This window comes from Nonomuraea jabiensis (assembly GCF_014204795.1).
GTDB lineage: Bacteria > Actinomycetota > Actinomycetes > Streptosporangiales > Streptosporangiaceae > Nonomuraea > Nonomuraea jabiensis.
The window spans coordinates 10,348,089-10,374,796 of record NZ_JACHMB010000001.1; the positions used below are offsets into that span (position 1 = coordinate 10,348,089).

At 74.5% G+C, this 26,708-nt stretch carries 21 protein-coding genes; 1 reads left to right on the forward strand and 20 read right to left on the reverse strand.

The features are described from left to right. Positions 1-50: 50 nt before the first annotated feature. The 12 genes from mgtA to HD596_RS47425 form a co-directional block, all read right to left on the reverse strand. The gene (mgtA, locus tag HD596_RS47370; protein ID WP_185075874.1) at positions 51-2,588 is read right to left on the reverse strand and encodes a magnesium-translocating P-type ATPase; all 2,538 of its coding nucleotides are present in this window, start codon (positions 2,586-2,588) and stop codon (positions 51-53) included. Continuing rightward, positions 2,572-2,940 (reverse strand): ArsR/SmtB family transcription factor, encoded by a 369-nt coding sequence (locus HD596_RS47375; RefSeq protein ID WP_246555363.1) that lies wholly within the window; start codon positions 2,938-2,940, stop codon positions 2,572-2,574. The genes mgtA and HD596_RS47375 overlap by 17 nt, the downstream gene beginning before the upstream one ends. A gap of 19 nt (positions 2,941-2,959) precedes the next feature. Next, positions 2,960-3,241: a Sec-independent protein translocase subunit TatA gene (gene tatA / locus HD596_RS47380; RefSeq protein ID WP_185075875.1), complete on the reverse strand. Its 282-nt coding sequence runs from the start codon at positions 3,239-3,241 to the stop codon at positions 2,960-2,962. 139 nt (positions 3,242-3,380) lie between these two features. After that, the gene (locus HD596_RS47385; protein WP_185075876.1) at positions 3,381-4,136 is read right to left on the reverse strand and encodes an AfsR/SARP family transcriptional regulator; all 756 of its coding nucleotides are present in this window, start codon (positions 4,134-4,136) and stop codon (positions 3,381-3,383) included. 203 nt (positions 4,137-4,339) lie between these two features. Further along, positions 4,340-8,479, reverse strand: a complete 4,140-nt coding sequence (locus HD596_RS60975; RefSeq protein ID WP_221519917.1) for an eCIS core domain-containing protein — start codon at positions 8,477-8,479, stop codon at positions 4,340-4,342. A gap of 2 nt (positions 8,480-8,481) precedes the next feature. Continuing rightward, on the reverse strand, positions 8,482-9,804 hold the full coding sequence (locus HD596_RS47395; RefSeq protein ID WP_185075877.1) for a DUF6519 domain-containing protein: 1,323 nt from the start codon (positions 9,802-9,804) through the stop codon (positions 8,482-8,484). A 10-nt stretch (positions 9,805-9,814) separates the two neighbouring features. Beyond that, positions 9,815-11,881 (reverse strand): phage tail protein, encoded by a 2,067-nt coding sequence (locus tag HD596_RS47400; protein ID WP_185075878.1) that lies wholly within the window; start codon positions 11,879-11,881, stop codon positions 9,815-9,817. Continuing rightward, on the reverse strand, positions 11,878-14,334 hold the full coding sequence (locus tag HD596_RS47405; RefSeq protein WP_185075879.1) for a putative baseplate assembly protein: 2,457 nt from the start codon (positions 14,332-14,334) through the stop codon (positions 11,878-11,880). The genes HD596_RS47400 and HD596_RS47405 overlap by 4 nt, the downstream gene beginning before the upstream one ends. A gap of 105 nt (positions 14,335-14,439) precedes the next feature. Next, positions 14,440-17,025, reverse strand: a complete 2,586-nt coding sequence (locus HD596_RS47410; protein WP_185075880.1) for a putative baseplate assembly protein — start codon at positions 17,023-17,025, stop codon at positions 14,440-14,442. Next, on the reverse strand, positions 17,022-17,390 hold the full coding sequence (locus HD596_RS47415) for a GPW/gp25 family protein (RefSeq protein ID WP_185075881.1): 369 nt from the start codon (positions 17,388-17,390) through the stop codon (positions 17,022-17,024). Before HD596_RS47415 ends, HD596_RS47410 begins: the two co-directional genes overlap by 4 nt. Beyond that, positions 17,387-17,731: a hypothetical protein gene (locus tag HD596_RS47420; protein WP_185075882.1), complete on the reverse strand. Its 345-nt coding sequence runs from the start codon at positions 17,729-17,731 to the stop codon at positions 17,387-17,389. Before HD596_RS47420 ends, HD596_RS47415 begins: the two co-directional genes overlap by 4 nt. A 15-nt stretch (positions 17,732-17,746) precedes the next feature. Next, positions 17,747-18,328, reverse strand: a complete 582-nt coding sequence (locus tag HD596_RS47425) for a phage baseplate assembly protein V (RefSeq protein WP_221519918.1) — start codon at positions 18,326-18,328, stop codon at positions 17,747-17,749. Positions 18,329-18,506: 178 nt separating this feature from the next. Between HD596_RS47425 and HD596_RS47430 the strand changes: the two genes are divergently transcribed. Continuing rightward, entirely contained in the window at positions 18,507-19,703 is a 1,197-nt protein-coding gene (locus tag HD596_RS47430; protein WP_185075883.1) for an RNA-guided endonuclease InsQ/TnpB family protein, read from the forward strand. Between the two features lie 51 nt (positions 19,704-19,754). Here the strand turns inward: HD596_RS47430 and HD596_RS47435 are convergent, their stop codons facing one another. The 8 genes from HD596_RS47435 to HD596_RS47470 are packed head-to-tail and all read right to left on the reverse strand — an operon-like array spanning position 19,755 to position 26,700. Beyond that, positions 19,755-20,864 (reverse strand): ATP-binding cassette domain-containing protein, encoded by a 1,110-nt coding sequence (locus tag HD596_RS47435; protein WP_185075884.1) that lies wholly within the window; start codon positions 20,862-20,864, stop codon positions 19,755-19,757. Beyond that, positions 20,854-21,168, reverse strand: a complete 315-nt coding sequence (locus HD596_RS47440) for a LysM peptidoglycan-binding domain-containing protein (RefSeq protein WP_185075885.1) — start codon at positions 21,166-21,168, stop codon at positions 20,854-20,856. The genes HD596_RS47435 and HD596_RS47440 overlap by 11 nt, the downstream gene beginning before the upstream one ends. Continuing rightward, positions 21,168-21,848, reverse strand: coding sequence for a hypothetical protein (locus HD596_RS47445; RefSeq protein WP_185075886.1), 681 nt, complete (start codon positions 21,846-21,848; stop codon positions 21,168-21,170). The genes HD596_RS47440 and HD596_RS47445 overlap by 1 nt, the downstream gene beginning before the upstream one ends. Beyond that, positions 21,845-22,078, reverse strand: coding sequence for a hypothetical protein (locus HD596_RS47450; protein WP_185075887.1), 234 nt, complete (start codon positions 22,076-22,078; stop codon positions 21,845-21,847). Before HD596_RS47450 ends, HD596_RS47445 begins: the two co-directional genes overlap by 4 nt. Beyond that, positions 22,075-24,189 carry an AAA family ATPase gene (locus HD596_RS47455; protein WP_185075888.1) on the reverse strand — a complete coding sequence of 705 codons (2,115 nt, stop codon included), beginning with the start codon at positions 24,187-24,189 and terminating at the stop codon, positions 22,075-22,077. Before HD596_RS47455 ends, HD596_RS47450 begins: the two co-directional genes overlap by 4 nt. Beyond that, on the reverse strand, positions 24,186-25,373 hold the full coding sequence (locus HD596_RS47460) for a Pvc16 family protein (protein ID WP_185075889.1): 1,188 nt from the start codon (positions 25,371-25,373) through the stop codon (positions 24,186-24,188). The genes HD596_RS47455 and HD596_RS47460 overlap by 4 nt, the downstream gene beginning before the upstream one ends. Further along, positions 25,370-26,065 carry a hypothetical protein gene (locus HD596_RS47465; RefSeq protein WP_185075890.1) on the reverse strand — a complete coding sequence of 232 codons (696 nt, stop codon included), beginning with the start codon at positions 26,063-26,065 and terminating at the stop codon, positions 25,370-25,372. The genes HD596_RS47460 and HD596_RS47465 overlap by 4 nt, the downstream gene beginning before the upstream one ends. Next, positions 26,062-26,700, reverse strand: coding sequence for a hypothetical protein (locus HD596_RS47470; RefSeq protein WP_185075891.1), 639 nt, complete (start codon positions 26,698-26,700; stop codon positions 26,062-26,064). The genes HD596_RS47465 and HD596_RS47470 overlap by 4 nt, the downstream gene beginning before the upstream one ends. Positions 26,701-26,708 lie beyond the last annotated feature (8 nt).

A 26,708-nucleotide genomic window follows, 5' to 3' on the forward strand; every position in this document is an offset into this window, starting at 1 on the left:
AGACGCCATGACACTTGCTGTATTGCGCAACTATAAAACAAGTGTGGCGTCTACGGCGTCCTGCGGCCTCTGTCCCGGAATCTCCGGCGGGTGAGGGCCAGCAACGTGACCCCGTACAGGCCGACCACCGCCAGCAGCCACAGATAGCTCGTGGCAGGCAGCGCGACCAGCCCGAACGCGCTCGCCAGCGGCGAGAGCGGCAGCAGCAGGCCGACGGCGGCGAGCGCGCCCGTCGCCAGCCCGAGCGGGCGCGACACCCCGCTGATGGGGCGCAGCAGCAGCATGATGACGGCCTGGGTGAGCATGTTCTCGATGAACCAGCCGGTGTGGAAGGCCGGTGCCCCCGCCACGCCGAGTACCCAGGTCAGGACGGCGAACGTGACGAGGTCCGCCACGGCGTTCAAGGCCCCGAACCCGACGACGAAGCGCAGGATGGCACGTGGCCGCAGCCGGAGGGGGCGGCGCAGGACGGCCGGGTCGGCCCGGTCGAAGGCGAGGGCGAGCTGCGCGGCGTCGAAGCACAGGTTCTGCACCAGCACCTGGACGGGCAGCATCGGCAGGAACGGCAGCGCCAGCCCGGCCGCGAGCATCGCGATCACGTTCCCGACGTTGGACGACAGCGCGATGCGCAGGTAGGTGACGATGTTGCCGGTGCTACGCCGCCCGGCGACGACCGCGTGGTCGACCGCGGCGAGGTCCTTGGCCGCCAGCACGACGTCGGCCGCCTCACGGGTGACGTCCACCGCGCCCCTCGGGCAGATGCCGACGTCGGCCGCGCGCATGGCGGCCAGGTCGTTGACGCCGTCGCCGAGGAAGCCGACCGTGTGGCCGCGGGCGCGCAGCGCGCGCACGACCCGCGCCTTCTGCTCCGGGGTGCAGCGGGTGACCACCGTCGCCCGGCCGACCGCCTCGGCCAGCTCGGCGTCGGACAGGTCCGCCAGCTCGCCCGCGTTGACCACCGTGCCCACGCTCAGGCCCAGGTCCCGGCAGGTACGGGCGGCGGTCGCCGGATGGTCGCCGGTCAGCACCTTGGGAGTGATCCCCCGGCGGGACAGCGCCGCCAGGGCGGCGGGCGCCTCCGGCGACGGCTCGTCGGCCAGCGTGACGAAGCCGGCGAAGGCCAGCCCGCGTTCCTCGCCCAGACGGTGGACGGCAGGGCGGTCGGCAGGGTGGTCGGCCGTGGCGACCGCGAGCACCCGCAGCCCTTCCTCGGCCAGCCGGTCGGCCAGGCGGGCGGCCCGCAGGCGGTCCGGCGGGCTGAGCGTGCAACGTTCCAGCACCGGCTCGACTGCGCCCTTGACCACGACGCGGTGCGCCCCGCCGTCGCGGACGAGCGCGCACGAGACGCGGCTCACCGGATCGAACGGCGAGGCGTCCACGCCCTCGACGTCCCCATGGTCGGGCGCGCCGAGCAGGATCGCCTCGTCCAGGGCGTCGGGCACCGGCGGGTCGGCCAGGTGCAGCGTCCAGAAGCTGTTGATCGCGGCCCAGCGCAGCACCTCGGGATCCGGATCGCCGTCCGGGCCGATGGAGTCCCGGAGCACGGGACGGTCCCGGGTGAGCGTGCCGGTCTTGTCCATGCACAGCACGTCGATCGCGCCCACGTCGTGCAGCGCGGCCAGCCGCTTGACGATCACGCCGCCGCGCGCCAGCAGCGCCGACCCCCTGGCCAGGGCGGTGGTCACGACGACGGGCAGCATCTCGGGCGTGAGCCCGACGGCCACCGCGACCGCGAACGGCAGCGCCTCCAGCCCCCGGCCGCGCAGGACCGCGTTGGCCACCAGCGCCACCGGCGGGATGATCACCATGAGCCGGACCAGCGTCCAGGAGATGCCGTTCACCGAACGGTCGAACGCCGACAACCTGCGCGCCGGCGCGGCGGAGGAGCCCGCGAGCATCGTGTCCGCGCCGGTGGCCGCCACCACCGCCAGCGCGCTCCCCGAGACGACGCTGCTGCCCTGCCGGCACAGGTGATCGTCACCCTCGGGCAGGTCGAGCGCCCGCTTGGGGACGGGGGCCGACTCCCCGGTCAGCGGCGCCTGGTGCACCGTCAGCCCCCTGGCACGCAGCAGCCGGACGTCGGCCGGCACCAGGTCGCCGGGCCCCAGCTTGACCACGTCGCCCGGTACGAGCTGATCGACCGGGATCTCCCGCTCCCACGGCTCGGCATCCTCCGACGGGCGCCGCCGGACCGTCGCCGTGGTGGCCACCAGCTCCCGCAGCGCCGCGGTCGAGCGGTCGGCCCGGTATTCGCCGTTGGAGCGGAGCACGCAACTGGCCACGACCAGGAGCACGATGACGCCCGCCGTGCCCCAGGACGCGATCAGCGCCGACACCAACCCCAGCGCGAGCAGCACCATCGTGAACGGGTCACGCAGGCTGCGCGCCAGCCGGCGCGGCCAGGACACGGGACGGCGGCCGGGAAGGACGTTCTCGCCGTGGCGGAGCAGCCGGGCCTCGGCATCCGCCTCCACCAGGCCGCGCGGCCCGCTGTCCAGCAGCCGCAGCGCCTGCAGCCTGCTCAGGGCCGCGATGTCGCCCTGCGCCGGCCGGGACGGCGTGCTCGGCGCCTCAGGCGCCCAGACCATGGGCATGTCCCCCCGGGCGACCCGCCCGCTCGGCAAGGCGCCCCACCAGCACCTGGACCGTGGCGACGATGTCCTGATCGTCGATCAGGTAGACCACCCTGCGCCCCTCGCGCCTCGACCGCACCAGGCCGGCCAGCTTCAGCTTGGCCAGGTGCTGGCTGACCGCGGGGAGCGCGCCGCCCACCCGCTCGGCCAGCCCGGTCACGTCGCACTCGCCCTGCGCCAGCGCCCAGACGATGTGCAACCGCGGAGGCGACGACAGCAGCCCGAAGGCGGCCGCGGCTTCGGCCAGCACGTCGGCGGGCGGGTCGCCGAGCTCCCCTGTCGCCACCGTCATTCCTCTTCCGGACATAGCCGCCCAGTCTAGGCGGTCACGGCTTGGCCTGCCCGTCCTCCCGTATGCCCGCGCGCAGCCTGGCCGCCTGCTCCTCCAGCCGCCGCGCCTGCTCCTCCAGCGACGGGCCGGCGGCCGGCGGCGTGGCCGGCTCGGCCGGCTCGGCCGGTTCGTCGTCGCGGAGCTTGCCGGCCTCGGCTTTGAAGATCCGCAGGGAGCGGCCGACGGCCCGGGCCGTCTCCGGGAGCTTCTTCGCGCCGAAGAGCAGCACGAAGACCAGGGCGATGATGAGGATTTCAGCCCATCCGAGATCCTGCATGAGGAGTCCTAACGTTGCTCAGATGCGCAAGTATAGGAGTGTGCGGGCACGGCGAGGGACGGCCCACCTGAGAGAGCGCCCGGCTGAGCGCGGTCGGCTCGATCGGCTCGTGTCGGCTCGGTCAGCGCGGTCGGCTCGGTCAGCTCGGCGCCGGAAGCTCTATCAGGCCCGCGAACTCGGGACTGGGGCGGACCTTGATCTCCCGCCACAGCAGCTCCGTGAACGCGCGCACGGCACGGACCGCCTCGACCAGGTTGCCCTCGGCGAGGTGGATGCGGACGACCAGGCGCTGGGAGCTCTCGCGCAGCGGCTCGTACTCGACGGCGGCCAGCGCGAGGTCCAGCGCGCGGCCGTAGGCGCCCCAGGTGAGCTGCCGTTCGGCCATGGCCTCCAGGGTGTGCAGCTGGAGCTGGCGGACGCGCTCGCGGACGGCGACGACCCACTCGTCGTACCAGCCGGGCAGCAGCACGCCGCGCGGCGGCACCCACGAGCCGTCGTCCTCGGCCTGCGCCGGTCGCCGCACGTGCAGCCGCCGGCTCAGCGCCTGCAACTCGTCGACGTCCACCGAGACCCGCGAGTCCAGCCGCATGGCCGCCCCGCCCGTGACGATCAGCCCCGGGCAGGCCCGGCCGGCCCGCCAGAGGGTGGTGCGGAGGTCGGCCTGCGCGTGGGCCTCGCTGGAGTCGGGCCACAGGCTGCCTGCGGCGAAGTCACGGGTCGCGGTGCCGTGCAGGCCGAGAAAGGCGACCAGCCGCCGAGCGCTGTGCGGGAGCTCGCCCCACCGTGCACCGCCCGTCTCAGCGCATGCCGACACCTCGAAGGTGCCCAGCAGGCGCAGGCTCACCGACCCCTCCGGCCGTGCAACGTACGCCGCGACAGCAGAAGTGCTGTCCATCGGGCGCCCCTCCTATGCACGAACAGATCCCCCTGGGTTTTATGTTGTCCGCAGATGATCTGTCAATAGGGCGCTACCGTCTGTGAATGAAGCGGTCATGAGCTGGGCTTTTGAGCTACACTCGGCGCTCGACAAAATCGCGTTGAAACTGCCGAAAATCCCATTCTCCGTTTATTCCGAGCGATAATCGAAAAGCACGCGGCTCAGCCGTATTTGGTCAGTTCCGGGTGCCGGCGCAGCGCCTCGTAGGTCTTGCGGTCGGGGGCGTAGGCGTCGGCGCGCGAGCCGTCCTCGCCGCGTTCCCGGAAGACCGCGCGAAGCCGGTCGACCAGCGGGTCCCACTGCGTGTAGACCGGCTTGAGCTTGTTGAGCGCCTGGATGACGGCGATGACGTCCGGCCCCCGGTACCACGGCGGATGCTCGAGTTCCTTGCGCGCCTCGGCGAAGACCGCCCTCTCCTGGTCGCGCAGCGTCAACAGGGCGGGGATCAGGCTCCGGATCTTGGCGTTGCGCTCCTCCACCGCGTCGGCGTCAGGAGCGGGCGCGGGCGGAGGCCCCACCGTCTCCTTCTGCGCGGGCGCGGGCGCCGGCGGGGGTCCCACCGTCTCCTTCTGCGGGGGCGCGGACGCGGGCCCCAGTGCCGCCTTCAGCTTGCGCAGCTCGGCGCGGATCTCCGTCTGCCTGTCGCCGATCCTGCGCAGCATCTCGGCCACCGCCGCCACGTCGGTGAACTGCTCGGAGGCGGCCGTGATGGCTCTGGCGGCCTTGTCGAGCCTGAGGTTGTCGGCCTTCAGGCCCGCCTGGGCCTCCTCGAAGGCCCCGGCCGCGGCGCGGGCCTTGAGGTGGGCGACCCGGTCGCCCACCACGATCGTCTCGAACGCCTCCCGCTCCTTGGCCAGCTCGGCCGGCCAGTCGTAGCGCACGCCGCCCTCGGCCTGACCCTGCGGCCGGACCACCGCCTGCACGGCGTCGGACGCGCCGTCGTTGCGGCTGGCGTACTCGGCGAGCGCGCGGCTCATCGCCTCCCTGTCCGCGCCGCCGGCGGCGATCCTGCGGCCGAGGAGCTGCCAGTCCTGGAAGCTCGCGATCCGGCCGCGGAAGGCGTGGTTCCACCTGCCGGGTTCCCGGGAGATCGACGCGATGGTCGCGAAGTCGTCGTCCGACAGCTTCATCCCGATCACCTCGGTGCGCGGCTGCAGCAGCTTGCTGCCGCCGGTGGCCAGTTTGAGCGCGCTGGCGACGGGCGACTGGTCGGCGGCGGAGGCCAGCGCGCGGGCCGAGGCGCCCAGGTCGGTCTCCGAGGTGGTGGTGCTCACGTCGCCCGTGGCCCTGTTGCCGGGACCGACGGCGGCGGTGACGGCCTGCTCGGTCCGGTATTCGAGCTGGGGGCCCGACGCCGCCCCGGCCTTGAGCCCGCCGCCCGTCGCCCCGGAGAACAGCTTGTGCGTGCCCTCCTCGCCGACGACCGTCTTCTCCGCGAAGGAGTGGGTGGTCGAGATCGACGCCTCCAGCCCCGCCACGCCGACCTTGGGGGTCAGCGTGGTCGACCAGCCGCTGCCTGACTCCGTACCCACCACCCGGGTGGGGTCGGCGGCGGCCAGGGCGGTCAGTTCGGCCGCGCCGTCGACCGCGAGTATCCGGTCGAACCTGGTCCGGTAGTCCGGGTCGCCCGGGTTCAGGCGGAAGGTGACCGCCCGGCCCTCCGACGTCGTCCTGCCGTAGCTGAGGCCGCCGCTCACCGCCCCCGACGAGCCGGACGCGCCGACGGACTTCGCGGTCTCCGCCACCACCTCGACCGTGACCAGCACGGCCCCGCCCCGGCGCGCCACCGTCCGCTTGAGCGACCTGCTCCTGCTGTAGGAGACCTCGGCGCCGACCGGCGATCTGCCTGCGCCGGTCACGCCGAGCGAGCCGCCGACGCCCTTCCTGGCCTCCAGGCTCGCCTGGTCGCCCTCGCCGAGCTTGGCCGCCTCGGCGGCCGACACCGGGGCCGCCAGGGTGGTGAGCAACTGGCGCGCGTCGTCGACGCTGCCGCGCGCGACGAGGTTGACGACCCGCAGCTCCTGCTCCGCGCCGCCCGCCCCGTCCCGAGCCAGGTCCCCGAGGTAGCGCCTGGTCTCCTCCTCGCTGAACCGGTGGACGAACGTCCCCATCACCGTCCCCGTGACCGACAGCGACGCGTTCGCCGTGCCCTTCCGTCCCGCCCCGCCGCCCACCGTGCCGGACGCGCCGATCGTGACGGTCACCATGAGCTGGTACGCCGGCGGCTCCGTCGCCTCCACCCGCGTGGCCTTCACCACCACGCCGGCGTTGCCCGCGACGGACCTGGTCGTGGTGAAGCCGTTGCCGTACGCGGTGGTCCGCTGCGCGCTCGCCGCCCCCTGCCCGCCGAACCCCTCGGGGCCGGCGACGAGGCCGGCGCTCGCCTGACGGCCGGTCCGGGTCCCCTGCTGGAGCCTGCCCTCCTCGTCGAACGTCCCCGTGGCGGTGTCCTTGCTCCGGGTGAGGGTCAGGCTGCCCTCGTTCCGCGCCACCGTCGTCCCGGTCGTGCTCTTGGACGTGACCTCAGGGGTCCTCTTGGAGGGAGCCACGGGCACGGGGGGCGCGGACGCCTTCGGCGCCGCACCAGAGGGCGTGCCAGGCGCAGGCGCTGGGGCAGGCGCGGGCGCTGGGGGCTTGGCCGGTTTGGGGGTGGGGGGCTGCTGAGGAGCTTCCGGTTTCGGCTTGGCCTTGGGCGCCTTCGGCTGGGCCTGTGCCTGCTGGAGGATCTCGTCGTCCGCGTTGGCCGGGACCGGGAGGGTGTCCGCCTTGGGCAGCGGGAACCGGATCAGCCGCCGCCTGGCCGGAGGTGCGGCCGGGCCGGTGGGCGGGGCTCCCTCCGGGCGCGCCGGGTGGCGTCGCTCGACAACCGGTTCGGGCCTCGGCGGCTTGCGCGGGAGCTTCTTGATGGCCTCCAGCGCCGGTGAGATGTTCGCGGGGACGTGCTCGCGCTCCGGATCCTTGGCCCGGGGGCTGGCGGCGGTGGCGCCGGCCTGCCCGAGCTTGGCCGCGCAGTGCGGGCAGATGTTGGAGCTGGCGCCGACCGCGACCAGCTTGAGCCCGTGCTTGGCCGCGTAGGCGGCCAGCCTCGCCTCCGCGTCCTTGAGCGCCTGCTGCGCCGTACGCTTGCGCTTCGGCTCGTCAGACTGCGACGTCTCCCCCTCGGCGGCCCCGCCCTCATGCTGGTCGGCGAGATGCGGTCCCGGCGCGGACGCCGGATCGGTCTTCGGCACCACTCCCGACTGAGGCACCGGCTCGGACTCGGGCTCGGCTTCGTGGACGAGCGCGAGCGCCGACCCGGGCGTGGGCATCGGGCCGGGGACCGGCGACGGGGCCGGTGAAGGAGCGGGGGCCGGTGAAGGAGCGGGGGCCGGTGACGGGCCGGCCTTGTCGGCCGGAGCCGGTGCGGCGGGGTCAGCCGGTACGACCTTGAGAGCGGGAGCCTTCTGTCTCGGTTGGCGCACGGCCTTGACCCACGTCTCCCCCGGCTCCAGTTCGTCGTCCACGAGCTTGCGGCGGCTGCCGTTGGAGGTGGTGACGAGCTGGTGCAGGTTGCCTTCCTCGTCCACGCCATAGGCGACACCGACGGTGACGTTACCCCGGGCGAGCCCCTCATCCGCCTTACGGCGTTCCTCAGGGGTGAGGTCGTCGGGTGGCAGTGTCCTGCCCTCCTGCGCCGCCTGGGCGATCTTCGCCTCCCGGGCCGCCTGCCGCTGGGCGACCTCCTTCTGGACGACACGATCCATCAGCTCGTTCGCCCGCAGGTCGGCGGCGTCCTGGAACTCCCGCAGCCGCCCGAGCGCCTCGGCGTCCTCCGGGGCCGCGGGGCCGCCCGTCTCCTCCGCCATGGCCAGCCCGACCGACGCGCTGCCGCCCACGGCCACCGGACCGCTCTCGTGAGCCGCCGTATCGGTCACAGCGTCGGCCGCCGCGTGGGCCGCGGCCTCGAGGCCCGCGTGGCGGGTCGGCCGCGGCCCCGCGCCGCCGCGCTGCTGGATGACGTGGGCCAGCTCGTGGGCGAGCAGGTGCCTGCCGTCGGGGGTGTGCGGCGCGAACCTGCCGGGGCCGAAGACGATCCGCTCGCCGACCGTGTACGCGCGGGCGCCCAGCTCGCGCGCCGATCTCCCGGCCGGGCCGTCGGAGTGGACCCTGACCTGGCTGAGGTCCTGCCCGAACCGCTGCTCCATGGCCGTACGCGTCACCCGGTCCAGCGGCTCGCCCCTGCGCGCCAGCTCCCTGCGGGCCGCGGCGGGGACGGGCGCCGGGCCCCGCGCGGCTTCGGCACGTCGGTCGCCGGCCGCCATGGTCACAGACCGTGCGTGAGCGGCAGCGCGAACGACGTCCGCCAACCGGTGACCCCGTCACCCTCGACGACGGCCAGCGGCGCGTAGTGGTAGGCCACGCCGTGCGGGCCGCGCCCCTGGGGATGGGGCCAGATGACGTCGCCCAGCGTGCGGCGCGCGGGGAAGACCCAGTAGTCGCCGGTGCGGTAGCGGTGCGGGTTGCCGCGCTCGCCGGCGAGGAAGCGCACCTCGACGCCCCGCTCCAGCGGGATCCACCCCGCGTCCTTCCTGGCCGCCTGCGCCTCGGTCACCGGAACGGCCCCGTCAGGGGACTTGCCCGGCGGCGTGTGGTCCCAGCGCCGCAGGTACGGGTGACGGCGCCGGTCGATCGCGGGCGGCGGCGCGTCCAAGGTCACGGTCGACAGGTCCACGTCCACGTCCACCACCTGGCGCAGCGGCGCGGCCGGACGCGGCCGGCCCAGCTCGCGGCGCAGCGAGACGGCGTCGTCCACGGCCTCCACCCACTGGCCGACCTCCAGCGTGGTGTGCCGGTCGCGGCCCAGGCCGCTCACCTGGACGACGGGCCCGTCGCTCGCCTGGACCGGGTAGATCACCGAGCCGTTGTCCCGCGACCAGGCGAAGCTCGCCCCTTCCCGGGCGGTGCCCCCGCTGCGGATCTCCACCCGGTAGAGCTGGTTCTCCCCGGTGTATCCCGCGTCGGACGGCGCGGTGCACGGGTCGTCGTCGGCCTCGTGCGGGCGCGTGGCCCGTACCTGGAGGACTCCCCGGTGCTCCGCCGACGCGGCCTCCGCGATCCAGTCGGCGACCCAGGTCTCCACCGGCACGTCGCCGGCCGGCACGGGCACGGCGCGCACCTGCCAGACCACCTGCGCGCGGCTGCTGGTGTCGGGGTGGTGCGGGCCGAGCGCTGGCTCGTGCAGCGCCGGGTCCTCCACCTCGGTGACGTGCCGCTCCCAGACCTTCAGGTAGGCCAGGTACCTGCCCTTGGGCAGCCGGTCGGCGCCCCCGGCGTCCAGCACGGCGTGCGGCTGCCTGGCGTAGGTGGTCTCGGCCGGGTTCTCGACGCCGATGCCGTTCACGTAGTAGCGGCCCGCCCCGATGGTGAAGTCCGCCACGGCCGGGTCGCCGATGGCGAAGCCCAGTCCGGGGCCCGCCGGCCCGGCGTGGGGGCCCATCAGGTCGGCCAGCGCGCCGCGCAGCTGGTGCAGCAGGATCGCGGTCTGCTCATTGCGGTCGGCGTCCAGGCCGATCCTGCCCTGCAGGTCGAAGACCGCGGAGTAGCCGCGCTCCGGCGAGAAGGTGATGTTGGAGAAGTCTCCGTGCACTGCGCTCTCCCTAGGTGGCGTTGATGACGGCGGCATCGACACCGAGGGGGACGAACCCGTTCAGGTGGTCGACGAGGTTGGCGAGGCTCCGCGCCTCGAACAGGTCGTGGAAGGCGCCCATCTCGGCGCCGTCCGCGGCTCCTGTGCGGATGGCGTCGGCGCAGGTCTCGTGCAGCCGGCAGTAGCCGGGCGTGCCGTACCTGACGCTGGTGAACCTGGGCCGCAGCCGGTGGTCCGCATCGGGCGGGCACCGGTAGCGGGGCGGGCCGCCGTGGCAGGCGTAGGAGACGTAGGAGTAGCGCGCGCAGCCGGTGTCGCGCCTGGCCACGTGCACGCAGCCGGTCACGATGCTGTCCTCGGCGAGCCTGAGCAGGTAGACGCGCAGCCGGCCGAGCACGGTGCAGCGGCGCAGGGTCAGGTCGGCGTAGGCGTTCCGGTCGTCCACGCCCGTCACGGCGGCCAGCTCGCGGCCGGTCGCGTCGATGATCGAGTCGTACGCCTCGACGACGAGCGGCTCCCCCGCGGTCTCGTCCTGGTCGACGAGGATCGTGCCGACGATCGACCGTTCGACGCGCAGGCGGGCGGTGGTGCGGCGCAGCTCGATCGACGGCTCCTCGCCGTGGCGGGGCTCGCACCGGTCGTCCAGCTCCCAGCCGGGCACGAGGGTGCAGTGCCTGATCGTGACCTCGCCCACCTGCCCGGTGATGTCGACGCTGCGGCCCGAGATCACGAGCCCGTCGAGGAGCAGGCGGGGGCGGCGCGCGGAGGGCGGCGGGCAGTCGGCGGGGCCGCCCGGCGGCGGGGTCTTGGAGCGGGCGCGCACCAAGAGCGCGTCGAACCTGTTGGCCCGCTGGTTGAGCAGCCTGATCACTGGCCGCTGGTACGGCGCCGCCCGCAGCTCCAGCCGGTCGTCCAGGTCCAGCTCGACGCAGAGCGCCTCGGTGTAGTCGGCCGAGTCGACGATCTCCACGAGCACGTCGTGCAGGGACGGGTCGGCCTCCCTGTCCTCCTGCCACTGCCGGAGCGCGGCGGTGATCGAGCCGAACCCGTCACCGCCCACGACGTACCGGCGGCGCTCGCCGGCGGGGGCGGTCGGCCGGGCGTAGGCGCCGCCGCCCATGCGCTCGCTGAAGCCGTAGCTCCAGCTCACCCACACGCCCTCCTCCGGCGCCTCGTCCGGCGGGAAGGCGATCCTGCCCAGCACCGGGTCCACGACCACCTGGCCCGGCTGGGGCCGGTAGCGCCAGTCGCTCAGGTCTGCGCCGACGATCCGGCTCGCGGGGACGGGGTTGTCCAGGCTGTCGCGCCAGATCCGCAGGGCGCGGCCCGGGCCGTAGTACTCGGTCACGGCCGCGGCGAACTCCTCGCGGCCGATCGGGTGCGGCAGGTCGGCGGGTCCCGACAGGTGGGCTGCCTTCGGCCCCGTCCCCTGCGGGGCGAACAGCTGGGTGTCGATGCCCAGCACGTTGACCAGGTAGCGGCTGTAGCGCTGGTCGACGCAGAACGCCGGGGCCCGGGTGACGGGGAAGGACAGCAGCCGCCACACGTACAGGGCCAGGCTGGGGATGTTGTGCAGGCCCCTGGTCAGCTCGCTGTCGATCCGGCGCACGTCGGCCAGCCTGGGGGCGGTGTCGAAGGGCCCGCCGACGCGCTCGCAGGCGACGAGGTCGCGCACGTCGAAGGTGGCCGGCCGGTCCGGCCGCAGGTGCCGCAGGTGCTGGTCGCGCACCAGCATCCGGTACGTCTCCACCGCCCGCGCGGGCCGGCCGGCGACGTCGAAGGCGAGCTGTTCCAGCGCGGCGGCGGTGCCCTTGCGGCGGCGTACGGCCACCGCGTCCGCCACCTCGGCGCGGGAGACGCCCTCCCTGTCGATGCCGACCAGGGCCGCGATGTACGGCACCACCCACTCGTCGCAGGTCTCGGCGAACCAGTTGGCGTACCAGGTGTCGAGGTCGTCCTCGATGACGCGTACCTGCTCCTCGATGACCCTCAGCAGCGCCCGCAGCGGGTGGCCCTGCTCCTCGTCCCTGCTGCGGTGGATGGCGGGCAGCAGCGCGGCCAGCTCGTCGCGGGTCATCGGGCCACCTCCACGTGCAGGACGACGAACCCGTCCAGGCCAGGTCGGATCAGGACGAGCTCGGCGGGGTCGATGTGGACGCCGTCGGCCCGGGTCCTGGCCGCTCGCGCGGGTATCCGGTCGGCCACGCCGGTGACCGCGGCGGCGTCCGGGGCGGTCGTGCCGCGGGTGGCGCCCAGCCGTACGACGTGGGCGAACGCGACGCCGGGCACGCGCTGGAGCGCCGCGACGACCTCGGACAGGTACACGGCGCGCCCGAGGGCCCGCGCGTCGAACCCGAACGCCGACTCCAAGGCCGCGCGGGCCTGCGGGCCGACCAGGTCGGGGGTGCGGTCGGCGTCGATCCACACGTTGGCCTCCAGGACGACGTTCCACAGGGTGCGCGGCGCCGCGGCGACCGGCACGCCGGGGTCGCCGTAGCGGCGGCAGGCCGCGAGCAGGCCGCGCAGGAGGTCGGAGTCCGGCTCGATCGGCGCGTCGTCCACGCCGGCGACCGTCAGGTGGACCAGTTCCCTGCCGCCCGCGCTCAGGCGGGTCGCCTCGGCCTTGCCGACGCCCGCGCGGGCCAAGGTGAAGTCCGCGTAGTCGCGCAGGCCCACCAGCCGGTCCATGGCCAGCGTCGGCAGCGGCGCCCGGCCGCGCAGCGCCGGGTCCGCGTCGTGGTCGGTGCCGCCACCGGCGCGCAGCGGGTTGGTCACCGCGCTGACGCCCAGCGGTTTGGTCTGCAGCTGGCTGAGCTGCCCGGCGCCCACGTTGCCCGCCCTGCCGATGCCCACGCGGTAGGTGAAGGCCACGTTGCCGGTGCCGGTGGGCAGCCGCGATCCGCGCCTGCCGTCGCCGAACTCGACGGTCGCGCCGCCCGCGGCGTCCACGCTGAGCTGGTAGGCCCGCTCGGACGGCCCCGCCCAGGCCAGCTCGGGGACCTCGTGCCAGGCGATCCCGCCCACCCTGACGACCAACTCCGCCTCGGCGCCGTCGGCGTCGGGGGTGGCGACGTACGTCAGCGGCTGCTGGCCCAGGGTGAAGCGCTGGCCGGCCGTGCCGGCGTCGCCGCTGCCGGCCGCGGGTTCGAGCTTCGTCTCGCCGTTCGTGGCGCGTACGACGTTGGCCCAGACGGTGACGGTGGAGCGGCGGTAGCTGCCGCGCAGCGGGGCCGCGAGGTCCAGCACGGTGTGATCCGGCACGCTCCCCGAGGAGGAGACCCGCCGGGTGCCGATGACCCGCGCGACCTCGCCGCCCGGCGGGGTGAGGGGGCCGGCGTCCTGCGGCATCCCGGACACGACGATCGTGCGGCCGGTCGGCAGGTCCTGGATCACCACTCCGAGGTCGATCGAGCCGCCCTCGACGGGCCCCGTGACGGGCTCGTCGGCCAGGACGAGGGGCTCGGCCTGGGCATAGAAGGTGTATCCGCGCAGCTCGGCGAGGGAGCGTCCGGCGTCGCCGTGCTCCTCGGGGAACCAGGGCGCCACCAGCACGAGCGCCGTCACCCTGCCGGAGAGGCCGTAGCGGGCCAGGCCCAGCGTACGCACCTCTTTCACGAGGTTGACGTGCACGAGGCCGTCGCCGGAGACCACCACGATCCAGCTGCCCGGCAGGATGCGCGGGTAGTCGGCGTCGAGCGGGAGCAGGGTGCGCGCGCCCGAGTCGGAGTCGTACAGGCTCTCGTCGAGCTCCCAGTCGGGGTCGTCCGCGGCGACCTCGGCGATCCGGGGTGTCGGGGGCGGGAGCGGGGCGGCGGCGCCGAACGTGGCCGCCTTGGCCCGCAGGACCTCCAGCCGGACGAACTCCGCCTCCTCCTCGCCGTCCTCGGCCAGGCCGAGCGGGAGGGACTGCAGCCGGACGGCGGTCACCTGGGCGTCCAGGTCGGTCTCCGCCGACTCGACGATCCTCAGCAGGGGCGATCCGTCGGTGAAGTGGAAGAGCAGGCGGTCGTTGGGCGCGAGCCCGGTCGCGACCCCTTCGACGTGCACCACCCGCAGGGAGGCCGCGCGGCAGCGGGTCAGCCGGGTCGGGCGGCGCAGCCTGGGCGGCAGCGCGCCCCACGACGGGCGGGCCACCAGCTCCCCGGCCGTCTCGAAGATCTGCGGCTTGGCGCCGGGGTCGGGCACGCTCTGGACCCTGGCGCCCGCGGGCACCCGCACGAGCGGGTCGGCGGGGTCGGGGTCGAGGGTGTAGGCGAGCCAGGCGCTGGCCGCCAGCCCCGGCCGGGGCCGGTAGCCGACGAGCGCGGCCAGCTCCACCAGCGAGCGCCGCTCCTTGGCCGTCGCGAGGTAGCCCTCGTTGGCGATGCGTTCCTGGTAGAAGGTCAGCACGTCGCCGACGCAGGCCCACGCGTCCAGCAGCGCCAGCGCGGGGTCGTCGGGGGCGCGCGTGGTCAGCCTGGCCAGCTCGGGATGGTCGGCGGAGGCCAGCCGCCCGATCATCGTGGCCAGGAACGCCGCCCGGGTGCCCACGCGGACGCTCAGGCTCGATCGCCCCGGAGGGTTGGCCGTCGGCAGCGGTGTGCCCGAAGCGCACCGGCCGCAGCATCCCGCCGCTTCACCGCAGCTCATACCGGCTCACCGCCCTCCCACGAGATCCAATGTCAACGTCCCGGCCGAGGGGATCTCCAGCGGGCCGAACGCCAGCGCGCCGCCGGCGGGCACGGGCGGGCCGGTGGAGACCGTACGGGCCAGCCGGACGACGCTCGCCGACACCACTCCCGGCACGGCCATGGCCTCGGCCAGGATCCGGCTCACGTACAGGCCGGCGCCGAAGGTGAGGCGGTCGGGGTCGAACATGCCGCCCGGCGCGTCGCCGAGCCTGGCCCGCAGCGCGACGGTGACGGCCGAGCGGGGCGCGGTCGCCGCCAGGCAGACGCGCAGCCCGAGGTCGACCGCGACCGGCCGGGGCGGGTCGGCCCGCAGGTCGTGCCCGATCCGCCGGACCTGCTCCAGCCGGGTCCGCACCGCCTCCAAGGGGAACTCCTCGCCGCATCGGCCTCGCAGGGGGTCGATCGCCACGTCGGCCTCGTACCAGCCGCCGGTCCAGGCCAGGTCGGTGGCCGCGCTCTGGACGCCCGGCTGGGCGGCGGCGATCGTGGCGTAGTCCTCGGCGGTGACCGCGCGTACCAGGCGGTGCCGGTAGGCGGTGGGGCCGAGCAGGCGGGCGTCGGCGACCGGTTCGGGGTCGACGCCGCCGGTGGCGGCCAGCGGGTTGCGTACGCCGGTCACCGGCACCGCGATGGGGCGGGAGGCCACCAGGTGGGCCACCGCCTCGGGGCCGACGTTGCCGGCCGTCCCGTTGCCGACCCGCAGGCGCAGGTCGAACCGCTGGCCGGGGCGGACCCCGCGGCCGTACCTGCCGTCGCCGAAGCGCAGGTGCGAGCTGCCCTCGTCGTCCACCTCGACGACGACGTGCCGGTCCTCGGGGCCGCTGCCGATCAGGTCGGCCCGCACCGTCCAGCTCTCGCGGTCGGAGGCGAGCCAGAGCTGGGCCAGTGCCGTACGCGGGTCCTGGGTGAGCGCGGCCGCGGCGGGGCCGGCGGCGACCGGCTCGGCGGGGTCGAGCCCCGCGCCGGTGCCCCAGGTGGCGGCCACCTCGGCCGCGTCGGCGGCGTCCAGCGGCAGGCCGAGACGGGCCTGGGCGGTCAGCCTGGCCAGCCTGGCGGCCTGCCGCGGCCGGGTGTCCGCGGGGATGCGGGCCAGCGTCAGGGCCTGGCCTTCCGCGACGGTCTCGGGAGCAGGGTAGGGCGCCCGGCGGGTGAGCGGCGCCTGCGGCAGCACGGGCTCGAAGCGCACCCGTACGGGGTCGCGCTCCGGGCGGCCGGGCCCCTCGCACCGCACGGGGCCGGGCTCCCCTTCGGGCACGGTCAGCGTGCCGGTCCCGGTGGCGCCGTGGTCGACGAGGACCACGTTCGCCCTGGCCACGCTCACGTCCTCGAACAGGCAGCACTCCTCGCCGCCGATGGCCGCCAGGCACAGGTCGAACGTCAGGGCGTCGGCGCACGCCCAGCTCACCCGGAGCAGCGGCTGGTCGTACACCGGGTCGTCGAGCTCCTCGACCTCGGTCAGCCGCACGGCCTGGCGGTGGGTGACGTCCGCGTCACCCGGCACCCCGGTCAGCGGGCCGCGTACCTCCTCGAAGATCACCACGTCGCCGGGGCACAGGCCGAGCAGCCGCTGCGACCGCTCCTCGTCGCACCAGCCGTCCACGAGCGTGGCGGCCGTCGCGCCGCGCGGCAGGCAGCACTCCTCGCCGCCCCAGGTCCACAGCCGGATGCGGTTGCGGGCGGGGCTGACGGCCACGTCGTGCGCCGGCACCGGTTCGTACACCTGGTGGCCGCCGCCGGGCGCCAGGCGGCGCAGCTCGCCTTCCGAGACCATCGGGCGGCCGCCGAGCGCCGGGACCGCCGTCACGAACCGGTAGGTGCCCGCGCGCAGGACCCCGGCCTCCTCGACCTCCAGGTGCACCCAGGTGCGCGCGTTGCAGCCGTCGTGCATCCGGTAGTCGACCAGCCGCAGGTGCCGCCGCACCGACGTCCGCAGCCGGGCCGTGCCGAGATACGCCTCGGTGGCCACCGCGTCCTGGCGGTAGGAGAGCCGGTCGCCGACGTAGGCGAGCAGCTCGACGAGCGTGACGCCCAGGTCGGGTACCTGCCGGTCGGTCCAGGCGGGGGAGGTCAGCGCGAGCCGGTCCAGGATGAGCCGGCGGAAGCTCGCGTAGTCCTTGGCCAGGTAGTCGATGACCGCCCGGTCCTCCTCGCCCGGCGGGCAGGGCGCCGTCGCGCCGCAGTCGCTCTCCTCGCCGCAGTCGCCAGTGAAAGTGAAGGCGGCGCGGGCGTAGCGGGGGTCGAGGTCCTGGACGCCGGTCAGCTCCACCTCGTACGGCGAGCGGTCCCCGAGCCGGTCGAGGTGGACGACCAGCTCGTCGTAGCGACCGGCCCGCGCGGCGACCACCTCGACGTGGACGGCCCGCACCACGCGCCCGGGACCGGTGATGGCGACGTCGTCCGCCTCCGGCGCCGGCTCGGGCGCCTTGCCGAACAGCAGCAGCCGCAGCGTGCGTGCCTCGTTGTCGACCTGAACGCCCGCGATGCCGCCCCACCCGCGGGCGCGGTCCCGTTCGCGCCGCCCGCGGGGCGGGCAGCCGTCGTCGGCCGTCATGGCCCGGTCCTCCGTTCGACGGTGACCGAGTTGAGCTCCCCGGTCAGCACCAGCACGTACGCCACCGACACCAGCAGCGCCCCCTCCTCGGCCCGCACGTCCACGCGCTCGACCCGCAGGTCGTCGGGCAGCCACTGCTGCAGCGCCGCCTGGAGGGTGTATTCGACGGCCCCGGCCAGTTCGGGGCTGTTGGGGGCGAAGACCAGCCGCAGGACGCCGGTGCCGAAGTCGGGCCGGTTGACCCGCTCCCCCGGGATCGTGAACAGCAGCTGCTCCACCATGTCGCGCACGTGGTCCTCGTCCGTGGTGGTGGCCGACCTGCCGTGCGCGTCGACGTGGAAGGGGAAGTCGAGGTGGGTGCTCATGATCCCGCCGCCCTGAGCTGCGTCGAGGTGATGACCGGCGTGCCCTGCGGGGCCTTGGCCGCCGACTGGCTGACGCCGGCGCCGGGCCCCGCGGGTTCCAGGACGACCGGCTTGCCGAGCACGAAGACCCGGGTGGAGGCGGCCAGGGCGAAGTCGACGGTGACGCAGGGGCTCGGCGGGGTCGCGCCCGACAGCGAGCAGCCCGCCACCGCGACCACGTCGGCGACGGTCACCACCGGCGCGCCCCCGGCCAGCACCACGCTCTGCCCGGGGACGATCGTGGCCTTGCCCTGGTGCAGGCAGGTCACCTGGGAGGCGGCGGTCAGCAGGAATCCCGGCATCGTCGGCACCCCCTCTCAGGCCGGCTTCACGACGAGCGCGCCGTTGTTGATGTTGACGAGCCCGACGAGGTTGATGGCCGGCGCGGTGATGGTCACGCCCGAGGTGTCGACCGTGATGGCCGCCGACTGCGACTGGAGCAGCACGCCGCTGCCCTTCATCGGAGCCACCGGGGTGTCGGACAGGGCGATCCTGCTCTTGCCGATGGTCTCGATGAGGAGCGCGGGTGCCGCGGGGGGCAGCAGCTTGGCGGTGGCGGGCGCCTCTTCCCGGCTCCCCCAGAAGAAACCCACCCAGATGGGGCTGTCGGGGCTGCCCTGCTCGAACTCCACCCAGACCCCGGCGCCCGGCGGCGGCACGGCGAAGAAGCCCATCTGCAGTCCGGCCAGCGGCACGCACGGCATCGCCCACGTCGAGGGCAGCACGCCGAGGACGTCGGGCACGCTGACCAGCAGCCGTCCCTTGCCGAGGGGGTCGATGTTGTTCAGCACCGAACCCCGGTACTTGCCGTAGAAACGTCTGGTGCCCGGGGGCTCGGCGTCCTCGCGCTCGGCGGGGCCGAAGAAGCCGGGAGACTCGACGTACCCGAGCTCGTCCATCAGAGTCCCCCGAGGGAACCGTCGTCTTCGGGCGACGGGAGAATCGGGAGCGGGAGGGCCGTCAAGGCCCGAGTGTGCCTTGACCTGTCAGGTTCGCGGGTCACAGATGTCCTTCCGGGTTTGTCGGTGCCGGGCGATACCGTGGTGGTCTCGTTACCGAGCGTGGGAGGTGGGGTGGGTGCGCAGGTCGTTCAAGTTCCTGCTGCGCCCCACCAGCAAGCAGGCCGCCGCGTTCGCACGGTGCCTGGAAGACCACCGGCAGCTGTACAACGCCGCTCTCGAACACCGCCGTACGGCCTACCGTAAAGCCGGGGTGGCGGTGCGTTACGGCGAGCAGTCGGCGGAGCTGAAGCACATCCGCGCCGACGATCCCGGCGGTCAGGGCCGGTGGTCGTTCTCCTCCCAGCAGGCCACGCTGCGCAGGCTGGACAAGGCGTACCGGGCGTTCTTCGACCGCGTCAAAGCAGGCCGCACGCCAGGGTTGCCGCGTTTCAGGGGGCGGGGCTGGTTCGACACGGTCGAGTGGCCCAAGGACGGCGACGGCTGCCGGTGGGATTGCCAACCCGAGCACCCGACGGCCGCTTTCGTCCGTCTGCAGGGCGTCGGGCATGTGCGGGTCCACCGGCACCGCCGGGTGCTCGGCACCGTCAAGACGATCAGCGTCAAGAGGGAAGGCGCCCGCTGGTTCGTCGTGCTGTCGCGCGATGACGTGCCCGCACACACCCTTCCCGCCACGGGCGCGGTCGCGGATATTGACATGGGTGTCGCCTCGCTGGCCACGACCAGCGACGGCGACCACCTCGACAACCAGCGCCACCTCGCCACCTCCGCGAGCCGTCTGGCAGCGGCCCAGCGGAACCTGGCCGGTAGGAAACGAGGATCGAAGCGGCGCGGTAAGGCTGTCGCGCGGGTGGCGGCCTTGCATGCCAAGGTGCGGCGGCAACGCCTTGATGCGGCGCACAAGGCCGCGCTCGCGCTGGTTCGCGGCTACGACGTGATCGTGCACGAAACGCTGAACGTGGCGGGCATGACCCGGCGTGCCGCGCCGAAACCGGACGGCGAAGGCGGCTACCTGCCTAACAGGCAAGCGGCTAAATCCGGGCTGAACAAGAGCATTCTCGACGCGGGTTGGTCGGCGTTCTTGACGATCCTGTCGCACAAGGCTGAAAGCGCCGGTCGGCAGCTGATCGCGGTGAACCCGGCCAACACCTCTCGTACGTGCTCGCGTTGCGGGCACTGCGCGAAGGACAACCGCGTCACCCAGGCCGTCTTCCGATGTACGGGGTGCGGGTTTTGCGCGCACGCCGACGTGAACGCGGCGATCAACATCTTGAGGGCAGGGCTTGCCCTTCGCGAGGCTGCGCAAGCGGCTTAGCGAGAAGCCGCTCCCTTCAGGGAACGGAGGAGTCACGTTCATGGCAGGTCCTTAGGAGAGGGGCAGGAACGCGTTGCGGGTGAGGGTGAACTGCTGGGTGTATCCGCCGCGGGTGATGTCGTGGGTGACGCTCTTGACGAAGTAGGTGCCGTCGTAGCCGAGGCCGGCGCCGCGTACCGTGACGGGACGGCGGGCGCGCAGCGGCCGGCCGTAGCGCAGCACGTCCAGCGTGCCCTGCCCGCTGATCACCTCGTAGCTGTCGGCGGCCCTGGCCAGCGCGACCAGTCCCGCCTCCAGGGGGGACAGCTTGGCCAGGCCCCTGACCACCGACGCCTTCAGCGGCAGCGGCTTGCGGGCGCCCATCGGCGGGTTGACGGGGGTGACGTCCGGGATGGGGATGGGGACGGGGAACTTGGTGACCGGCTCCTGGACCAGCGCCACGTACTGCGTCGCGGAGAACCCGTCGAAGGTGAACGTCAGCGTCTCGACGTTGGTGGTCGCGTCGGCGTTGGCCCACAGGGTGGGCTGTGGCGGCCCGGCCTTGACCAGCGGCCCCCAGTACGCGTAGTTGACGCCGGGGTCCGGCCCCGGCTCGACGTAGAACTGGTAGCCGACCTGCGCCGCGAGCGCCTTGACGTAGGCCAGGTCGGTGCCCTGCTGCGAGGGGATGGACTCCATCGGGTTCGGGGTGACCAGCTTGACGCTCGGCACGATCCGCGGGACGAGCCCGTACATCGGGTATTTGGCGCAGATCATGGCAACCCGCACCTCCGGCGGCAGGCCCATGTACGGCACCCCGGTGAAGTCGACGACGTCCATCATCCGGGAGACGTCCTCGCCGGTGAGCGTGAGCCGCGCCTGCCCGGGTTCGGCGGACGGCGTCACCTCGTGCCGGGTGACGACGCCGTCCATCAGCACGGTGGCCTGGCCTCTGATCGTCACCACGATCTGCGCCCGGGCCGGCGGGTCGAGCGCCCCCGAGGGCAGCAGCTCGCGGAACAGCAGCGACCTCTTGCCCATGCCGAACGACAGCCGGAACCCGCCCGGCTGCCCCACGCCCTCGCTCACCTGCACCGACAGCAGCGCGTCCACGACCTCGCGCGGCACCCGCTCGGCCCGCACCGCGCCGAGCCTGAGCGACAGCAGCAGCTCAGAAGCCATGCGGGCTCCCGGTGGTCGCGGTGGGCAGCGCGACGTCGAGCCGCCGTCCCGGTCGGGCGGTGAGGTCGGCGGGGTCGAGCACCGGGTTGGCGTCCGCGATCTGCCAGAAGCGCTCGGGGTCGCTGAGGTGCAGCGCGGCGATCCGGTCCAGGCGGTCGCCGTCGCGCACCACGTGCACGGCGATCACGGTGAGCGTGCGCCGGTCCGGCAGGAACCTGCGGCGCACGTACGGGATCGGCTCCCCGCCCTCCGGCCGGTGGGTGGCGATCTCGATCCCCTGGTAGCGACTGGACGCGGTGAACATCAGGTGCCTCCTGGCGGGCCGTCGAGGCCGAGGGCGCGCAGCTGGTCGGACGGGTGCAGCGCGGCGAGCTGCTCGCGGCGCCGCTGGTGGCCGATGAACAGCCCGCTCCCCCGATGGGTGAACCCCAGGTCGTCAACGGTGAGGATGCGCATCGACAGCGACACCTTGGCCCTGATCGGGTTGAGGTTGGAGTCGAACGCCTCCTCCGTGACGGTGAACTCGGTGAGCCTGACCGGCACCACGCGCTCGCGGCTCCACACGAAGACCGTCAGCGGCGACTCGACGGGGACGATCTCGAAGGCGCCGTTGCGGGCCGCCTCGTCCTGCGCGATCAGGGCGCCGGCCGTCGGGTTCACCAGCAGGTCCAGCGTGGCCAGGACGGGCAGCAGGCCGTAGGCGGCGACGGCGTCGTTGCCCGGCGCGAGAGGGTCTTCGAGCTGCGTCGTCGCGTCGAGTTCGGCTTCGAGCCTGATGGTCTCGTGCGCGGGCCCGCGCAGCCGCAGCGCCTCGCTGCGGTCGCCGGGTTCGGCGCCCACGCCCTGGGGCTGGAGCGTGCGGGTGATGGTGTCCGGGTTGTACTGCAGGGTGATGACCCTGAGCACCGTGCCGTCGGCTGGGTCGAGCAGGACGAGCCCGCCCCTCGGCACCACGGGCGTCCCCGGTGCGAACTGCGCGCTCACCGCTGCCCGCCTCCCGCCAGCCCGTGGATCCCGGCGACGACCGCCTGTGCCAGCCCCGGCGTGGAGCCGTCGGCGGCGTCCACGCTCAACCGCCGCCGGCGGGCGGGCTCCGCCGTCCCGTCCCCCAGCTCCCGCCGTACGGCCTCGGCCAGGGCGTCGACGAGCTCCTGCCGGGAGTGGCCCGCCGACTCCAGCACGACCCGGTCGATGTGCAGCACGATGCGCGTCACCGGCCCACCCGCTCGGGGCGCGGGACCGTCAGCGGCAGGCCCAGCTTGCGGAACTCCGTCCGCGCCGCGGCGAGCACCGTCGCGGTGTCGACGGGCTCGCCGGCGTCCGCGGCGAGGAACGCGGCGCCCAGCGCGATCGCCTGTACGGCGGCGCCCGTGACCGGCAGGTCCACGAGCGCGTCGAGGTCGAGCACGCCGAGCGGCACGCCCGCGGGGAAGGCCGCCGACCACAGCCGCCTGCGCTCCTCCCGCCCCGGCATCGGGAAGTCGACGACGAACCGCAGCCGCCGCAGGAAGGCCGGGTCCAGCGCGGCACGCAGGTTGGTGGCCAGCACCGCCACCCCCTCGTAGGCCTCCATCCGCTGGAGCAGGTAGCTGACCTCGATGTTGGCGTAGCGGTCATGGCTGTCACGCACCTCGCTGCGGCGCCCGAACAGCGCGTCGGCCTCGTCGAACAGCAGCAGCGCGCCGCCGTCCTCCGCCGCGTCGAAGACCCTGCGCAGGTTCTTCTCGGTCTCGCCGATGTACTTGTCGACCACGGCCGACAGATCGACGCGGTAGAGGTCCTGGCCGAGCTCGTGGGCGAGCACCTCGGCCGCGAACGTCTTGCCCGTCCCGCTGGGGCCGCTGAACAGCGCGGTGACGCCGTTGCCGCGTGCCCTGCGCTCCCCGTACCCCCAGGTGGACATGACCGTGGCGCGGTGCCGCACCTGCGCGACGAGCCCGCGCAGCAGGTCCGTCTGCTCGCCGGGCAGCACCAGGTCCTCCCACCTGGCCTGCGGGACAGTCCGCCGGGCCAGGGCCTCCAGCCTGGGCCTGGCCGAGGTGCGGCAGGCCGCCCACAGGCGCGCCCGCCCGTCGGGGCTGTCGAGCACGGGCCGCAGGGCGGTGGCGATGCGGTGGACGGCGGGCACGCTCAGCCGGAACTGGCCGGCCAGCGCGCGCGGCGCCCCCTCCAGGGGCAGCCCGGTCGCGGCGGCCCACAGCTCGGCCTGCTCGGCCAGGGTCGGCCGGCTGACGTCCACCACGGACGTGGCCCGGCCGGCGACCGGCCACACCTCGCGCGTGGCCAGCAGGACGAGCCCGCCTGCCTGGGACAGGAAGCGCCGCAGCGCCGCGGCGGTGGCGGGGTCGGCCAGGTCGGCGTCCACGGCGTCGAGCAGCAGCGCCATCGGCAGCAGCAGGCTTTCGCGCTGCCACAGCCTGGCCACCAGGTCCTGATCCGTCCCCGCCGCCACGAGCGCGCTGACCGGCAGGTGGTACAGCTCGCGGTTGAGCAGCGCCATGGCCCGTACGGCGACCAGCTCGCAGCTCGGCCCGTCGCCGCCGAGCAGCTGGATCACCGGGAAGCGGCCGTCGGGCGTGTCGGTCAGCGCCGCGCCGACCAGGGCGTCCACCGCGGCCTGGGACGAGGCGGGCAGCCCGAGGCCGGCCGCCGGGTCGGGGCGGTGCTCGACCAGCCCCGCCAGCCGCTCGTCGAGCCGGTTGAGCCCTCTGATCAGGTCGACGATCCGGTCGTCGGCCCGCAGCGGTACGACGGCCAGCGGCTGGGCTCCGGCTCCCACGGGCTCGGCCAGCCGCCAGAACCGCAGGCCCCGTTCGGGCGAGAGCACGTCCCAGCGGGCGTCGTCGAACAGGCGCAGCGCCAGGGCGAACGTGGGCGCGGGCTCCCCCTGCGCGGCGGCGATCAGCGCGGTGATGCCGGGCTCGATCGCGGGGGCGGCGCACAGCAGCAGCACGTCCCGTTCGAAGTCGGTCAGCCCCAGCCGCTCGGCGATCTGCGCCAGGGCGGGCGCCCCGAGGCCCGCCATCGCCCGGGCCGCGGCCTCCCGCGCGCCCGCCATCGCCTCGGCCGCGCCCTGCCGGGCGCCCGCAGACACCTGCACCGCGGTCTCCGGCTCTGCCTGTCCGCTGGTGGAGGGCGCGTCGGCGGAGCGGTCGCGGGTCCTGCGCCACCCCCGTTTCGACCCGAGCGGCTCCATCTCGAGGGGCTCGGCCGGAGTTGGAGCCGGGGGCGGCGGCGTGAGGCCGGCGAGCCGGACGGCCAGCCAGTCCAGGGACGCCTTCAGGTAGGCGCCGTTGGCCTGCTCCCAGGTGGGCGCGTCGCTCATGGGATCACCACCTCTGCCGTGGGGCCGGTCTTGAAGGCGCCCGTGGCGCGGTCGACGATGTCGGTGTCGACGCCGTCCACGCGGACGCGGACCTTGTACGTGCCCGGCGGGATCGCGGCGACGACCGAGAGCGTGCCGGTGCCGGCGGTCAGCAGGGGCACCGGCAGGTGCAGGCCGCCCACGAGGACGGCCGCCTGCTGGCCGACCAGCACGGGATCGGCGACGGTGGCGGTCACCGTGGTCCTGGCCGGGGTGCCACCGGCGGGGGTGGCGGCGAGGGCGACGATCTCGGGGGCAACGGCCAGCGGCACCTCGTTGGTGGGCACCCCGCCGGACGCGGGCGTCAGGGAGATCGCCCACGGTCCCGCGGGCAGCCCGGTGGCGGGCAGCGCGACGGCAACCTCGTCGGGTCCCGGGGACGGGAGGTGGACCTCGGCCGTGGCCGGCACCCGCAGATGACGCAGGTGGGCCGCGAGAGCCCCCGGGGGCAGGTTGCGCACGCTCAGCGTGACGGTCTCGCCGGGCAGCGCGACCGGGCTCCCCGGCACGCCGTACCGGATGCCGGTGAGCGCCGGGAACGGCGAGGCGGCGTCCGGGTGGGCGACCGGCGACCTGCCGTCGGGGCCGCGCTTGAGCACGGGCAGCGGCGCGGCGCCGGGCGCGGGGTTGTCGATGAGCACCGCCGAGACCTGGTACGACGCCGAGACCCGGTACGGCGTGGCGAACGCGGTCCACATCTTGGCGATGTCGTCCTGGCTCAGCGACTCGAAGCTGACCTTCACGTTCTCGAGCTGCAGGTGCAGGTCGCTGCCTGGCAGCGGGATCGCCGTGGCGGCCCGGATCTCCTCCCCCGGCAGGATCGGGGTGTCGTGCAGGGCCAGCATCGCGGCGCCGAGCAACTCGTGGGCGGTGCCCTCGTCGTTGCTGTAGGCGGCCAGCAGGTAGTGCAGGACGAGCGGGAGCAGCGGCCTGGGCGACTCCCCGGGCGGCGAGCCGGGCGGGTCGGCGTTGCGGAAGGAGGGATGCATGTCGGTGCGGTACAGGAACAGGTTCACGTGGTCGCCGTTGACCTCGTCGGGCGCGCGGTCCGGCGGCACGATGGTCACCTGCGGGCCGCCGAGCCGGTTGAAGATCCTGGCGCGCAGCGCGGCGGTCACGGCGGCGATGGCGAGGGAATTGCTCATGCCAGCTCCCCCTTGCTCCGGCCGCGCAGGTACGCCTGGAGCACCGAGGCGTGGTCCTTGCGCGGCGGCCTGGCCTGCGGGGCGGCCTGGGCCTGCGGTGCGCGTACCTCGAGCCGCCCGATCGAGATCTCGACCACCGGGGACGCGGGGGCGTCCGGTGCCGCCTGGGGCCGCGAAGGCCGCGCCGGCGCGGCGAGCACGGGGCCCGCGGCGACCCGCAACAGGGGTGCGCCCGCGGCGCGCCCGGCCTCGGCGAGGTCGGGGAGCGGGGAGCCGGGCCGGTCAGCGGGGAGCTGCGGCCGCGGCGTGGCGGCTGGGGCGCGGCGCCCTGCGCGCGGCGCCCGGACGGCGACGGCCGGGTCCACCGCATCGGGCCTGGTCACGGTCGGCACCGGCGGAGCTGCCGGGGTACGCCCGGGCTCCTCGGGGCCGCGCGGGGACCGTTCCACGTCGATCTCGCGCTCCTCGTACGCCTCCGTCTCCTGCACGGCGGGCCGCCGGAGTCCCGTCGCGGGGGCTTCTCCGGGCGGCCGGGCGGCCGGGGCAGGGTCCGGCGCGTCGAAGAGCGCGGCCGGTCGCCCCTGGGCGGGGCCCGCCGGCGGGTGGTCCTCGAACAGCGAGGCCGGGCGGGGACGGATGCCGGTGACCGGTTCGCGGCTGCGCGCGATCAGCCGCTGGACCAGGCCGCTCACGATCTCACCAGCCCCAGGTAGCACTGCCGCCGCCAGGCGCTCAGCGCCAGGATCTGCGGCTCGGTCCAGCCGTAGGCGGCGGCCAGGTCGTGCACCTCCAGCAGGGTCCGGCGGCACCAGCCGTCCAGCTCCGACCACAGGTAGCTGACGATGTCGAAGGGCTCGGCCCACTCCCGCCCGCAGTCGGGGCACGACAGGCACAGCTCGACGTCCACCAGCGGGTCGGCCGCGGCCCAGGCCGCGGCCGTCTTCTCGGCGTCCCCCGCTTCTGAGCAGCGGCCGACGAGGGCCTCGCACGGGTCGCGCTCGGACAGCGCGGCGGCGACGTCGGCGCTGGTGGGCAGCCGGCACGGTGCCGAGGACGGCGGGTCGAGCAGTTGCTCCTGGTCGAGGGAGACCTCCACGTCCGTGCCGCACTCCGGGCACGTGGACACGCCGTCCAGGCTCGCGCCGAACAGCGCGGCACGCAGCTCGAACAGCGCCCGGTCGCGCTGCCCGACGGTCAGGTGGGCCAGCTCGCCCGGGGAGCGGCCCGTACCGGCCGCGAGCAGGGCGAGGCCCCGCTCCAGCGGCGTGCGGTCCCAGCCCGCCTCCCACGCGTCGAGCAGCTCAGCAGCACCGGCCACCACTGTCACCAGGACCG